We start from the raw sequence: 13,723 nt of genomic DNA on the forward strand, positions 1-13,723 counted from the left end.
CACTCCCCTTTCGCCGATGATCGTCTTCGGCGAGGGTGGCAGCATCGTGAAGACCAGACAAGAACCCTGGCTATTGTCGGTGAATAACTACCATCCGCGTTGATACTTCACGGAGTTCGATTGTCACGGCCGTGCGGTCAGCGCCGGGCCGATCCAGCGGCGGACGCGGGCCCGCAACTGCTCGTCGGTGTGCGGCGGCGTCGAGGGGTACTGCAGGAACGACAGGAACAGCCGCATCAGCATTTCGGCGAGTCCCTCGAAGTCCTCGTCGGTCGTCACACCCACCGCGGTCCAGTCGACCGGCACGTTCCGGAGGATCCGCGCGCCGAGCGCGAACGACTGCGACGAAGTGACCGCCACGGTGAAGACGTCGGCCTCGCCCGCTTTCAGGAGCAGCCCCAGGTACGGCTCGTCGGGGACCGCACGGACGCCGAACACCACGGATTCCACCGCGACCTCGGCGGGGTCGGCGAACGTGGCCAGATGCCGTTCCATCCGCCGGGCGAACTCCTCGACCCGGTCCAGCGCGACCGCGCCGAGGATGTCGGCGAGGCTCGGGAAGTAGCGGTAGACGGTCTGCCGGGTGACGCCCGCTTCCGCGGCGACGTCGGAGAGGCTGGTCTTGGCGAGGCCGACCCGGTCGATGCAGGCGGTCGCCGCCTCGACGATCCTGCGGCGTGCCTCGCGCTCGGTCCCGGGCGGATTGCCCCGCCATCCGTGGTGCCCCATACGCCTCATCTTCCCCGACGGGGAATCTCAGACGGTGGCAGGTGCGGCGCGGCGCACGTGGTACAGCGCGGCGAGCATCAGGCCCGCGGCTACGAAACAGGCCAGTACGTAGAGACCACTCCCCGGCGTGATGCCGTTTTCGATGACGGCACCCAGCCAGAACACGGCCATCGCACCCAGGTAGACGGCGGGATAGAACCGGGCGAAAGGCGTCAGCGGCTCTTCGGCGCCTCGATGCCTGACGAAGAGCCAGATTCCCGCCACCCACAACAGCGCCAGCTCGGCGGCGAGGATCCACGCTTGCACGGTGACGTTGCCGACGAAGAGGCTCGACGGGAGCCCGGCGATCACCATGCTCAGCGGCGTGAGGACACCGGCCATCACGATGCGCGCCACGAGCGACCACCCGCGCCTCGGTCCACTGGCGAGCCGCACCACCAGATAGGTCATGGCACCCATCGACACCGAGGCGAAGAGCAGCATGCTGGTCATGGGCACGGAATCCAGCGCCGGATGGTTGACGATCCGGTTGTTCCCGTTCCAGGCCCACCACTTCAGCTGCGGACCGAGGTGGTCGAAGACCTCGTAGAAGACCTGGCAGGCGAAGGCGACCGCCACCGACCCGGCCAGCGCGCCGCGCGCACGGAAGATCCCGAGAGACCGGACGAGTTCGTAGGCGAGCTGGCTGATCATCGGGTAGAACGCCACGATGTAGAGCGGCAGCCGGTCCCACATGAACTGCACGGTGAACCGGTTGTGGGCGAAGATGAACCCGTACTGCCGCTCGAGGCCGAACCATTCCGGGAAGTACAGGGGCGGTTCGATGACGAAGAGGTAGACCAGCGAAGCGCACCACAGCGCCAGATTGGCCGAGTCGCCCTGGCGGTGACGGCGGATGGCGTGCACCAGCGCGAACACGGCTCCGCCGAGGACGAGCAGCTCCAGCAGGGGCATCGTCCAGTGCCCCGCTGTCCACGGTGGACGGAGCGAGAGCCACGCGGACACGTCGTGGCAGTCGAAGCCGAGGGCGCGGGTGACCCCTTCCGCGTCCGCCCCGCATACGGCGCTCATCGGGCGACCGCCGGTTCGGCGGCGCCACCTTCCGGTGAATAGTCCGTGACCGGCGGCTCGGCGCGGGCGTCGAAGTCGAACGGGATCCGGTGCCGCCCCAGCGCCGCCCGGATCCGGTAGCGCACGAGCCCCGCGATCACCCGCGGGTTCGTCATCATGTCGCGCAGCGACTCGTCGAGGTTGAACACCTTCGCGAAATGCTCGTCGACCACGTCGTCTTCGCGGGCGGCGCCGACGATGAGCCGGAACGCCGGGCCGGACACCGCCGAGAGCAGGCGCCGCTTCCACTCCCCTGCCTTTTCGGTGCCCACCGCGCAGGCGTACCCCTGGTCCCTCGCCATCGCCAGGCTCCACGGCACGTTGAGCAGCTTGCGCTGGGCCGCGAGGAATCGTGCGGAGAATCCGGTGTCGAGACGTTCGGCACGGGCGAGGTGCTCGCGCAGCAGGAGCGCCGAACCGGCGGCGGAACTGATGCCCTGCGCGTAGAACGGATTGAACGCGCAGATCGAGTCGCCGACGAACGCCAACCGCTTCGGCGGGGTGCGGAGCCGGTCGTAACGCCGCCACTTGTTGCCGGTCGACCGGGTGAGATGGACCTCGGAGGTCGGGGTGGACCGGTCCATCGCGGCCGCGAACAGCGGCGCCCGCACCCGGCGGGCCGACTCGACGAACGCTTCGGTGGTGCGCGGCATCTCGATGCCCCACGAACCCATGCACGCGATGACCCGGTTGCCCTCGATCGGGAAGAAGTTGACCAGGAAGTCGTGCTCGTCCGGATGCGGGCCCTTGTCGGGGGTCGGCATGATCACCAGATGCCGCCACCACCAGGACGGCGGCCGCTCCTCGGGCGACGGCAGGTCGTACCAGCGTGAGGTGTAGGTGACCTTGGCGTCCAGGGTCCGCACTTCGGGTTCCGGCCAGCCCGCCGCCACCAGCCAGGCGCCGACCGAGGAACCGCGGCCCATCGCGTCCACCACGAAGTCGGCGTCGAGGTGTTCCTCGCCCTCGCGCGTCGAGAAGCCGACGCCCGTGACGGCCCCGTCCCGGGTCGTCAGCCCGCTGACCGCGACGCCCTCGCGGATCATGACGTTGGACAGGCCGCGGACCTTGTCCCGGAGCACGCGCTCGATGAGGATCCGGGAGCTGTAGATCATCGTCATCGCGCTGCGTTTCCGCGCCGACCAGCCCTTTCCGTCGAGGTAGGCGGCGTCCATCGACGGCATGAGATGCAGTCCGCCGGCCGCGATGAGGTCGTCCTCGAATCCGGGGAACAGCTCCCCGATCGCGCGGCGGCCCGAGTTCAGGAGGAAATGGGGGTGTTTGCTCTGCGGTACCCCGCGCCGGTGTTCGGCCTCGGCCGGAAGCTCGTCGCGTTCGAGCACCAGCACGCGGTCGAAGTACGGGGCGAGCGCCCCCGCGGTGCAGAGTCCGGCGGCGCTGCCACCGAGAACGATGGCGGTCTTGCCGAGTCGCATACGACCAACTCCCAGCGTCATTCATACACTTTGACAACGCCTGTATGAATGTATGAACGACGCCGAGGGCTGTCAAGATGCCGACGGATGTGCCTGAAGGCGGATCACGCGTGCTTGAAGGCGTAACTCGCGTGCTTGGAGCCGTAACTCGCGTGTCTCGGGCCGGATCAGCGAGTTACGCCTTCAAGCACGTGAGTTACGGCTCTGATCACGCGTGTTCGGCCGAAGGCTCTACCCCTCGGGGTCCGAGCAGGAGACCACCGACGCTCGCCGCGCCGGCGCTGCCGAGGGCGATCCCCCAGCCGACCGGGCCGAGCGGCGTGCACCCGAAGAACTGGCTGACCCCAGGGGTCTGGACCAGTATCGCCAGCAGGGCGGCGGAGCCCAGGCCCGCGGCGAGGACGGTCCTGTCCCGGCCGCCGACGGCGAGTGTCTGCCCGAGCTGGGTGCCGATCAGGGAGACGAGCGCGATCGTGCTCGCCCGACGTCGCCTGCCGGTCATCCGCGCGAGGGTCCAAGCGGTGGACGCCCCGAGTGTCGTGGTCACCGCACGCGTGGTGATGTCGCGCCGGAGCGCGTTCCCGAGCGACGCGCTCGGCCCCTCCCGCAGCAACTCCGGTACGGACTCGCTGTCCGGCCTGCTCAACGCGATGGCCAGCGCGGGCGCGAGGTCGGTGAGCAGGTTCATCAGCAGCAGCTGACGGGCGGTGAGCGGGGAGCGTCCGGTGACGACCGAGCCGAGCACGGTGAAGGCGATCTCCCCCAGGTTCCCGCCGAGCAGGATGCCGAGCGCCTCGCGGACCGACGCCCACATCGCCCGGCCTTCCACCAGCGCGGCGACGATCGTCTCCAGCCGGTCGTCGGTCACCACGAGGTCCGCGGCCGCCCTCGCCGCGGCCGTGCCCCGCTGCCCGAGCGCGATCCCGACGTCGGCGAGCCGGATGGCGGGCGCGTCGTTCGCGCCGTCCCCGGTCATCGCGACGACCCTGCCGCCGCGTTGGTACGCCTGGATGATCCGGACCTTCTGCGCCGGGCTGCACCGGGCGATCACGTCGACGTCGGCGAGTTCTCGATCGAGCTCGTCGTCGTCGAGTTCCTCGATCCTCGCGCCGGTGAGCACCTTGGTGTCGCCGTTGCGCCCGGTGATCTCCTCCGAGACGGCCTCGCCGGTGGCCGGATGATCGCCGGTGATCATCACCGTGCGCACTCCGGCCTCGCGCAACCGATCCGCCGCCGGCGCGGCACTGTCGCGCACCGGATCCGCCAGCGCGACGAAGCCGAGGAACCGGAGATCGGTGACGTCGTCCTCGGACAGGTCCTTTGTGGACACAGGACGTTCCGCGACGGCGAGGACGCGGTGCCCGGCCGCGGCCAGGCGACCGGCCCGCTTCTCCAGCCTGCCTCGGACACCCGGGCCCATCGGCCGGTCGCCGTGCCGGGCGCATCGGGGAAGGACGGTCTCCGGCGCGCCTTTGACGCAGACCACGTGCCGGTCGCCGAGTTTCCCGTTGGTCGCGTGGAATCCCCGCGACGGCTCGAACGGGACCGCGCCGGTCTTCTGCCAGCCGCCGGCGTCCACACCCGCGGTGAGGCCGCCCTCGAGAACGGCTTGATCCGTGTGATGCGGCAGTTCCTCGGGGTTCTCCGCCCGGGGCGTCGCGCGGACGGCCGCGGCCAGCACCGCCCGGTGGCTCTTCCGCAGCCGACTCACCGAGGCGGTGGTCCTGCCGTCGTCGATCCGGTTGACGCTGAGCTTGCCCTCGGTGAGGGTGCCGGTCTTGTCGAAACAGAGGACGTCCACCCGCCCCAGCGCTTCGATGGTGCGCGGGTTACGGACGAGCGCGCCGTTTTCGGCGAGTCGCCGGGCCGCCGCCAGCTGGGCCGCGTTCACCAGGAACGGCAGGCCTTCCGGCACCGACGCGACCGCGAGGTTCACCGCCGCCCCGACACTTTGCCGCAGCGGTACGCCGCGGAGGAGCCCGGCACCCGCGACGGCGGCCGCCGAGCCGACAGCCACCGGCAAGGCCTGCTTGGTGAGCGACGCGAGCCGCGCTTCGACGCCGGTCTCGGGGGCGGCGCCTCGTGCGGCGGCCATCCCCCGCCCGACCTCGGTCTCGTCTCCCGTCGCCACGACGACGGCGGTCACCTTGCCCGCGGCGACCGTGGTGCCCTCGTACAGCATCGACGTCCGATCGGCGAGCTCCGCCGCCACGACCGGCTCCGCGGCCTTCGGTACCGGCAACGACTCGCCGGTCAACGAGGACTCATCGAGTTCCGCGCCGGTCGCGTCGAGCACCCGGCAGTCCGCCGGCACGACGTCACCGGACCGCAGCGACACGACGTCACCCCGCACCAGCGCGTCGGCGACGATCTGCCGCTCGGCACCGTCGCGCACGACGGTCGTCACGGTCGCGGACCGTTCGAAGAGCCCGGCCAGCGCGCGGTCGGTGTGCACCTGCTGCACGCTGCCGATCAGCGCGGACACTCCGACGATCCCGGCGACCAGCGCGGCGTCGACCGGAGAGCCCACCGCGGCCGAAACCGCCGCGCCACCGGCCAGCACCGGGGTGAGCGGGTTGGCGAGCTCGGCCATGAACGCCTTCGCGATACTCGTGCCGGCGTTGCCGTCGCCGCCCGCACGATCGGCGGGCGCGCGTCGCCGGGCCTCGCGCTCGTCCAGGCCGCGGGGGCCCGAGCCGAGCCGATCGAGCACGACGTCCGCGGGCATCAGATGCCACGGTGGCGCGACGCGGCCCGAGGAGGGCGCCTTCCGCTCGCCGGTGAGCGTACGAGCACGCCAGACCCCGTCACCGAAGGCCATGAGCGCCCCGGCGTTCACCGCGCGAAGGCCGCTCGCGGCAGGCCTGCGCCGGGCGCTGAGCGCGGTCACGCCGCCGATTCCGCTGGCCGCGGTCGCGAGCATCGTCGAATCGCGGACGACCGCCCTCGCGGCGGTGATCGCCTCGACGAGCAGGACGGCCGTGCCGATCTCGCGGCCGATCAGCACATGTGCGCCCCAGGGCGGCGGCGACCCGTCCTCGTGCACTCCGACTCCGCAGTCCGACGCCCCCAGCGCCCGGCGATCGTCGGAGACCAGCATGACCACGCGTCCGCACGCCTGGAGTTCGCGGACGGCGTCGAACGCCACCCCACCGTCGGTCTGGACCACCCGGAGGCCGGCGGCCTCGGCCGCGGAAGCCAACGCGTCGACGTCGGGTGAGCGGTCCTGCGCGACGGCGAGCAGCCCGGCCGGCCGCCCGTCGCGGACCAGCCCCAACACCAGGTGGGCGCCCTGGTCCAGCATCCGCTGCCGGTCGGGGAAACCGATGACGTCCAGCTCGTCGACCGGGCCGAGCGTCCACTCGCCGTCCCGCCGCACCACCTCGGGCTTCTCCGGGTCGAACAAGGCGAAGGCGGCGGCCGTCAGGTCCACTTGGTCACCATCGGGCAAGGGGACCAGATCACTGAGGACGTTCGCGCCCGCGCCGAGCGCCGTGGTGTCGATGACGATCGTGTCGAGCAGGTCGAGCCCCCGCAGCGCGGACCGGTCCATCACCAGCGCACCGCGCCTGGCGAGAACTTGGCCCAGCTGGGCGGAAAACGCGGCCGCGCCATGGGACGGGGCCTTGGGCAGCGCGGAGATCCCGACCGCGGCGGCGCGCCTCGGCCCGACGAACGGCAGGGCCGCCGCGGCGGCCGCGGCCCCGGCGGCGATGGACCGGCGCGCGTGCCGATCGGTGGCGCTTTCCGGAAGCGGCCAAGGTCGTTCGCTCGCCACCGAGTCGGCGCCGGCGTGTTCGCGCTGCCCGACCAGTTTGGACTCGGCCTCGCACCAGGCCCGCTGGTGCGCCTTGGCCTCCCGCCATTGGGTGCCGCGGAGCATGATGTCCAGTACCGTTCCTTCGCTGCGGGCCGCGAGACCGTGGACCAGAGCCGCGCCGATGGAGGTCGCCGAATCCGCCCTCTCCCGGCCGCGCAGTTTCCGGTCCGCCAGGTCACGCAACCGCGGGTGCAGGTCGACGAGGGACGCCAGTGCCGCGGCCTCCGTCGGCAGCGGAGCCCACGGCATGATCTTCGAAGCCACCGACAGCATCAGTCCCGCGGCGTCGGCGGCGAGTGTGGACGGTAGCCGGGTCGCCGTGGTGCCGTCCGCCGGATGGTGCAGTTCGTCTTCCTCGACCCGCTCGGCTTCGGAAGCGGGCTCCGCCTCCGCCCGTTCGACCGCGCGGATCAGCTCCAGTCGCCGCGGGCCCGGGTCTTCGACCGCGACCACCACCCGGGACGTCGGGGCGTTCACCTGCGCCCAGCGCACGCCGGGGATCTCCGACAAGGCCCGTTCCACCCGCCGGGCGACGCGGGCGCCGTCCGGTCCTTTCACGCCGTGCGTCTCGATGTAGAGCCTGCCGGGACAAGACCAGACCGCCCGCCGCGGTCCGCGGCCCGGTATCCCTTCCAGCGGCAGGAGGGCCAGCCCGGCCAGCCCCCGGGCGACCCGCCCCAGCGTCCGCGACGGTTTGGGGAAGGCGACACCCAGCACGTCCACGGTCTCCAGGTCCGTCCGCCGCATGCGGCATCCTCCTCGCGCTCGGTGCCTTGTGGATCTCACCGAGTACCCGCGCGCCGGAGCGTCGAATCCCCTTTCCGCCTCAAGAGGTGACGGAGTCGATCAACCGGTGGTACCGGAGCCTCAGTGCGCGTTCGAGGGCGGAGACGAATCCCGCCACTGCGAGGGTGATCTTCGCCCAGGAGGGCAGCAGCACCGGCGACGTGAACGTACCGACGTGTTCGGCGACGACGGGGATCTTCGTGATGGCCTCCGCGCCCTGGAGCAGGCCCACGATGAGCGCGACCAGGAGGATCACGAGCGAGACCACGCCGATGGCGGCGCTGGTACGGGGGAACCGCCGTCCGAAGCTCGCCCGCAATCCTTCCTGCGAGCGAGGGTGAGGACGCAGTGCTCGCTCGGCGCCGTGGTCGGGCACGAAGTGCATGCGTTTCAGTCCGACCGCGCTGGTCGCCACCTCGATGACACCTCCCGGCACGGGGAACGCCGCGGGAAGGTTGGACCGGAAGAGCTGGACACCGTCCCGGTACAGCGCGGCGGGGCTTTTCCCGACCGCGTCTTCGTGCTGTTTCCGGGTTTTGGCGTCGGCGAGGTAGCGGACGTCGACCGCGTAGACGTGTGCTTCGAGATCGAGGAAGAACAGCGAACGGGAGAAGAGCTGCCATCGGCGGTACTCGGCCAGCGCGGATCCGTCCCCGGGCCTGACCCTGGAGAGCTGCCACCGCCGGGTGAGTTTCTTGACCATGGTCAGGACGTCGCTTCCGGAGGGTTGAGGTCGAGCATGGCGTTCACGCGCTGCAGGACGTCCAGCTGGGCCGGGTTGTACAGATCGACCACGCCGTGGAGGACGACCGGCTTGGTGAGGGCCTTCCACGTCTTCGCGTCCAGCAATCCGGGCCGGGCTTCGTACTGCTCGCGGGCGATCGGCGCGAGGGCCTCGGCGATGCGCTGCCGCGTCGCGTCATCGGCGTCCCCGGGCAGCTCGTCGAACTCGGTCTGGACGGCGGGCCGGGACGCCGGCTGGAGCGAATGCAGCGTAGCCATCGTGGCCGGGTCCAGCACGGTCGAAAAGATCATCATCAACGAGCGTTCCTCCTCCGGCATTCCCTCGACGTTGCCGTCGTAACCGGGCGGCAGGTCCACCAGGCTGCGGCGGCGCAGGATCAGGGCCAGCTCGTCGCGCATCCGCTGCTGCCGCTCGATACTCGCCCGCAGTTCCTCGTCCAGTGCGCGCAGCGTCTGCTCCGTGTGCTCGTCCGAGCCCGCCATCGCCGGGATTTCGGACAGCGGCACACCCAGGTCCACCAGCCGCCGGATCCGCAGCAACCGGATCAGATGCTCGACCCGGTACCGCTTGTAGCCGTTGTGGGCGCGTTCCGGCTCGTCGAGCAACCCGATCCGGTGGTAGTAGCGGACGGTCTTCAGCGTCGTGCCGGCCAGTTCCGCCAGCTCCCGTGTGCTCCAGGACATCCACCGCATTGGACACCGTGCCCCGAGGGCACAGTCAAGCGGCTTGACCATGCCCCGAGGGCACGGTCTCGAATACGCCCGTCGGTGATCACACCAAGATCGGGGAGAGACGATGAGACGGAAACGAACTGTGGGCCTGGCGGTGATGCTCGGCCTCGTGGCACCGCTGTTCACTGTGCCCGCCGGAGCGGCCGAACCCGCGCGGGGCCTGGCATGGGCCGCGTGCCCCGAGGACGTGAAGGTGCCCGCGGACATCGTGCTGCAGTGCGCCACCGTGCCGGTGCCACTGGATTACCGGGCGCCGGAGGGCGAGCGGATCGACATCATGATCTCCCGCCTGGCCAGCACGAAACCCGCGGCGCGGCGCGGCGTGCTCATGCTGAACCCGGGCGGTCCGGGTGGGCCCGGGCTGTCGTTCCCCGCGGATCTGGCCTCGCACGGCCTGCCCGCGAGCGTCCTGGACGCCTACGACGTGATCGGCATGGACACCAGAGGCATCGGTCACTCGACTCCGGTGAGCTGCGGATTCACGGCGGAACAGGAGTATCTGGGCAACATCCCGCCGTACGCGGTGGACGAAGCGGCCGTCGCCGCTCAAGCGAAGATCGCGAAGGGGGTGGCCGCACAGTGTGCCGCGAACGACAAGGACGGCAGGCTGCGGCACGTTTCGACGGCGAACATGGCGAGGGACCTCGACCGGATCCGGGCCGCGCTCGGCGAGGAGAAGACGAGTTTCCTGGGCTATTCGTACGGATCCGCGCTCGGTGCGGCGTACGCGTCGATGTTCCCGGAGAAGTCCGACCGGGTGGTACTCGACAGCAACATCGGCGACACCCACCTCGACCGTGACGGGCTGCGCCGGTTCGGACTCGGCGCCGAGGACACCTTCCCGGACTTCGCGAAGTGGGCGGCGGCACGGCACGAGTCGTACGGCCTCGGCCGCACCGCCGCCGAAGTGCGCAGGACCTATTTCGAGCTCGCGGAGAAGCTCGACAAGACCGCGGTGAACGGCCTCGACGGGCGCTTGTTCCGGCTGGCCACCTTCGCGGGCCTTTACGGGCAGACGCGGTACGGGCAGACAGCACAGTGGTGGCAGTCGGTCCGTGACGGCGACAAGGGAGCGGCGGAACGCGTCGCCGCCGAAGCGAAGCGCCTGTCCCTGGCCGCCACACCGGCGCCGACGGACAACATGTGGTCGGTGTTCCTGGCGGTGACGTGCAACGACGTCGCGTGGCCATCGGACGTGCGCACCTATCAACGTGGTGTGGCCGAAGACCGCGAGCGGTACCCGCTCTTCGGCGCCGCCGGCGCGAACATCATCCCGTGCGCGTTCTGGCCTCACGCGCCGGCCGAGCCCCCGGTGGCGGTCAAGGACAAGGGGCCGGAGAACGTGCTGGTCGTCCAGAACCGGCGAGACCCCGCGACCCCGCTGCGGGGCGGGCAGCTGCTCGACGAGAAGTTCGGTGCCCGGTCGCGGCTGGTGACCGTGGACGCCAGTGGTCACGGCGTGTACGTCCTCGGCGGCAACGCCTGCGCGCTGAACACCACCACGAACTTCCTGTTGTCCGGGAAGCTGCCGAAGCGCGACGTGTTCTGCTCCTGAGCAGGGGCTGAATCGGCCGGCCGCGTTCGCCTGGGTAACATCCGGGTATGAGCAAGCGCTTAGTCAGTCTCGGGGATTCCTTCACCGAGGGTGTCGGCGACGAAGACCCGTCGTCGCCCAACGGCGTCCGCGGCTGGGCCGATCGCGTCGCGGGCACCCTCGCGGCCAACCACCAGGACTTCCGTTACGCCAACCTCGCGATCCGCGGCAAGCTCCTCGGGCAGGTCATCGCCGAGCAGCTCGATCCGGCGCTCGCGCTGAACCCGGATCTCGTTACGCTGTACGCCGGCGGCAACGACCTGATGCGGCCGAAGGTCGACATCGACGCCCTCATCGACGACTACGACGTCGCCGTCGGCAAGGTCGTGGCCACCGGCGCGCGGGTCGTCCTGTTCACGGGGGTCGACGGGGTCGAAGACGCGTTGTTCCGCAGGATCCGGGGCCGTGTCGCGATCTACAACGAACACGTCCGCGGCATCGCGGCCCGGCACGGGGCGCTGCTGGTGGACATGTGGGCGATGCGGCAGCTGCGCGACAGGCGGCTGTGGGCTCCCGACCGCTTGCACCTGAACTCGTTGGGACACAACGAGATCGCCATCGCCGTCCTCGACGCCCTCGGTGAACCGCACAAGCTGACACCCGCCGAACTCGGCCCGCGACCGCTGCTGAGCCCGCAGGCGCGGCGCACCGAGAACCTCCAGTGGGGCAAGGAACACGCTGTCCCGTGGATCAAACGCAGGCTGCGCGGGGAATCCTCGGGCGACGCGCTCGCGCCGAAGCGGCCGACGATGGAGCCCTACGCCTGACGCGGCCGAAGCCCGTCGAAGAGGACGCAGATCGTCCGGGCCCGGAACTCGGGCCCGGCGTGCTCCGCCGCCTTCGCCGTCCCGATGATCACCGCGATCAGTTCGTCGACGCCGATGTCCTTGCGGACGTCGCCGGTGTCCTGCGCCCTGCCGAGCAGTACGCCCAGCGCTTCCTTCAGGCGGACGCCGATGACCGACCCGGCCGACGGCACGGTGACCCCGGCCGCCGACAGTGCTTCGAAGTAGGCGTTCTTGGCGCCCGCCATCTCGATCCAGCCGGTCAGGAATCCGAAGAACGTGGCGCCGGGGTCGGGCGACTCGACGGCCACCGTGGCCTCGGCTTCGTCGACGAAGCGGTGCAGACGCGCGAAGAGCACTGCCTCGAGGAGCGCTTCTTTCGTCGGAAAGTGGCGGAACACGGTGCCGACCCCGACGCCTGCTTCGCGGGCGACTTCTTCGGTCGGCGCACTGGTGCCTTTGGCCGTGAAGACGCGCTCCGCGGCCTCCAACACCCGCGTGCGGTTACGGCGGGCATCGGCTCGGAGCGGTTTCTCGTCCGTCACAGCGGGGATCCTAGACCCGTTGTCGAGAGGCTAGGCCGTGTCCTGCAAGTCATGTTCGCGGTCTCCGCGCCCAGGCGCTCCCTGACGGCACGGGCGGGCTCGGCCGAGTACGACCCGGTACGAGGCCGACCCGCCCGCACCGTCAGGAACCACCTGGATCACGAAGCCCATCGAACAGACTTACCGGACACGGCCTAGTCCGGCATCTCGTCCAATACGCGCGCCAGCGCCTTCGGGACTCCGGTTCGCCAGCCGCCGCCCATGATCCGGCGTGACATCCGCTGGAACTCATCGTCGGGGTCGAAGCCCTCGTGACTGAGGAACAGCCGCGTCCCACGGCCCTCCGGTTCGAGCCGCCAGGTGACCGTCCACTTCGGACCCCAGCTGATCCTGAGCAACCGCTCCGGCTCCACGGCCAGCACCTCGCAGTCGACCGGGCCGCCCGCGAAACCGGCGGCCGGGACCGGGTCGGCGAGCAACTGGAACCGGTGTCCCACAACGGGTTTGATATCGTTCGGCATCCGAAGCCAGCGCTCCAGCAGCTGCGGCTCGGTCAGCGCGCGCCACACTTTGCGCGGCGGATGCGCCAGGAACTGGTCGACGTGAACGGCCGTCGGATCCTCGTCGTTCAGAAGTCCTCCTCGTCCAGCAGATCGCGCAGGTCGCCCAGTTTGCCGCGCCAGTACCGCTCGTACGGCGAAAGCCAGTCGGAGACCACTCGCAGCGGCGCGGCCTCGAGAGAGTAGACGCGATTGCGGCCCTGCCGCTCTTCCCGGACGAGCCCGGCTTCACGCAGCACCCGAAGGTGTTCCGACAGGCTCGGTCGCCGCATGTCGAACCGTTCGGCGATCTCCCCCGCCGCCCGTGGGCCGTCGAGGAGGATGCCGAGAACCTCGCGGCGGGCCGGGTTGGCGAGCGCGGCGAACACGTCGTCGTTGACCGGCACTAGCGCGGCCAGTTCCCGTACCCCGAGGGTTCGAGCAGGCCCATCGCGTTGCCGTCGGGATCCTTCAGGGAGGTCACGCGACCCCACGGCATCTCCTCCGCGTCCCCGACCTCGACACCTTGGGCGCGAAGCTCCGCGATGTCCGCGTCGACGTCGGTCGTGCTCAACTGGAGGTGCACACGGGTGTCCGGGTCCAGATCGCCGACCGCGCGGTCCACGAGGACGATCCCGGTATCCGCGCCCTTGGGGCCGACCATGACGAACGGGCCGTGCGGGCCGCTGACGTCGACGAGCAGGTCGAAGCCCAGCTTGCCGACGTAGAAGTCCCGCGCCTTCGCCTGGTCGGAGACCGGCACGGTGAGGAACTGGATTCGGTCGATGTTCATGCCGAGAACATACGTAGGATATTTCCTACATGTCAAGGCTTACAACCTCTACTTAAATTGAGGTCCAGGGTTCGTGACCAGGGACGCAAGAGCTTGAGTTCACCTATGGA

General features: G+C 70.2%; 12 protein-coding genes. 2 read left to right on the forward strand and 10 right to left on the reverse strand.

Going from position 1 to position 13,723, the window contains the following annotated elements; translation table 11 throughout:
* Positions 1-123 precede the first annotated feature (123 nt).
* The 6 genes from NQK81_RS03040 to NQK81_RS03065 all read right to left on the reverse strand — a co-directional run bounded on the left by NQK81_RS03040 (position 124) and on the right by NQK81_RS03065 (position 9,309).
* Positions 124-729, reverse strand: a complete 606-nt coding sequence (locus NQK81_RS03040) for a TetR/AcrR family transcriptional regulator (protein WP_126732941.1) — start codon at positions 727-729, stop codon at positions 124-126.
* Positions 730-756: 27 nt separating this feature from the next.
* Positions 757-1,800, reverse strand: coding sequence for a hypothetical protein (locus tag NQK81_RS03045; protein WP_257486951.1), 1,044 nt, complete (start codon positions 1,798-1,800; stop codon positions 757-759).
* On the reverse strand, positions 1,797-3,275 hold the full coding sequence (locus NQK81_RS03050; protein WP_257489983.1) for an FAD-dependent oxidoreductase: 1,479 nt from the start codon (positions 3,273-3,275) through the stop codon (positions 1,797-1,799). The genes NQK81_RS03045 and NQK81_RS03050 overlap by 4 nt, the downstream gene beginning before the upstream one ends.
* A 208-nt stretch (positions 3,276-3,483) precedes the next feature.
* Entirely contained in the window at positions 3,484-7,842 is a 4,359-nt protein-coding gene (locus NQK81_RS03055) for a cation-translocating P-type ATPase (RefSeq protein ID WP_257486952.1), read from the reverse strand.
* Positions 7,843-7,921: 79 nt separating this feature from the next.
* On the reverse strand, positions 7,922-8,584 hold the full coding sequence (locus tag NQK81_RS03060; RefSeq protein ID WP_257486953.1) for a hypothetical protein: 663 nt from the start codon (positions 8,582-8,584) through the stop codon (positions 7,922-7,924).
* A gap of 2 nt (positions 8,585-8,586) precedes the next feature.
* A complete protein-coding gene (locus NQK81_RS03065) occupies positions 8,587-9,309 on the reverse strand; it encodes a helix-turn-helix domain-containing protein (protein ID WP_257486954.1) in 723 nt (240 codons plus the stop codon).
* Between the two features lie 112 nt (positions 9,310-9,421).
* On the opposite strand from NQK81_RS03065, the gene NQK81_RS03070 reads away from it, so the two are divergent.
* Together NQK81_RS03070 and NQK81_RS03075 are read left to right on the forward strand one after the other, a co-directional pair.
* Positions 9,422-10,912, forward strand: coding sequence for an alpha/beta hydrolase (locus NQK81_RS03070; RefSeq protein ID WP_257486955.1), 1,491 nt, complete (start codon positions 9,422-9,424; stop codon positions 10,910-10,912).
* A 47-nt stretch (positions 10,913-10,959) separates the two neighbouring features.
* The gene (locus NQK81_RS03075; protein WP_257486956.1) at positions 10,960-11,718 is read left to right on the forward strand and encodes an SGNH/GDSL hydrolase family protein; all 759 of its coding nucleotides are present in this window, start codon (positions 10,960-10,962) and stop codon (positions 11,716-11,718) included.
* Here the strand turns inward: NQK81_RS03075 and NQK81_RS03080 are convergent.
* From NQK81_RS03080 to NQK81_RS03095, 4 genes are all read right to left on the reverse strand, one after another.
* Positions 11,709-12,281 (reverse strand): TetR/AcrR family transcriptional regulator, encoded by a 573-nt coding sequence (locus NQK81_RS03080; RefSeq protein ID WP_257486957.1) that lies wholly within the window; start codon positions 12,279-12,281, stop codon positions 11,709-11,711. The genes NQK81_RS03075 and NQK81_RS03080 overlap by 10 nt on opposite strands.
* A gap of 194 nt (positions 12,282-12,475) precedes the next feature.
* Complete coding sequence (locus NQK81_RS03085; RefSeq protein WP_257486958.1) at positions 12,476-12,850, reverse strand: SRPBCC family protein; 375 nt, start codon at positions 12,848-12,850, stop codon at positions 12,476-12,478.
* A gap of 59 nt (positions 12,851-12,909) precedes the next feature.
* Positions 12,910-13,227, reverse strand: coding sequence for a metalloregulator ArsR/SmtB family transcription factor (locus tag NQK81_RS03090; RefSeq protein ID WP_257486959.1), 318 nt, complete (start codon positions 13,225-13,227; stop codon positions 12,910-12,912).
* Entirely contained in the window at positions 13,227-13,613 is a 387-nt protein-coding gene (locus NQK81_RS03095; RefSeq protein ID WP_257486960.1) for a VOC family protein, read from the reverse strand. Before NQK81_RS03095 ends, NQK81_RS03090 begins: the two co-directional genes overlap by 1 nt.
* Positions 13,614-13,723: the final 110 nt, after the last annotated feature.

Source organism: Amycolatopsis roodepoortensis (assembly GCF_024628825.1).
GTDB lineage: Bacteria > Actinomycetota > Actinomycetes > Mycobacteriales > Pseudonocardiaceae > Amycolatopsis > Amycolatopsis roodepoortensis.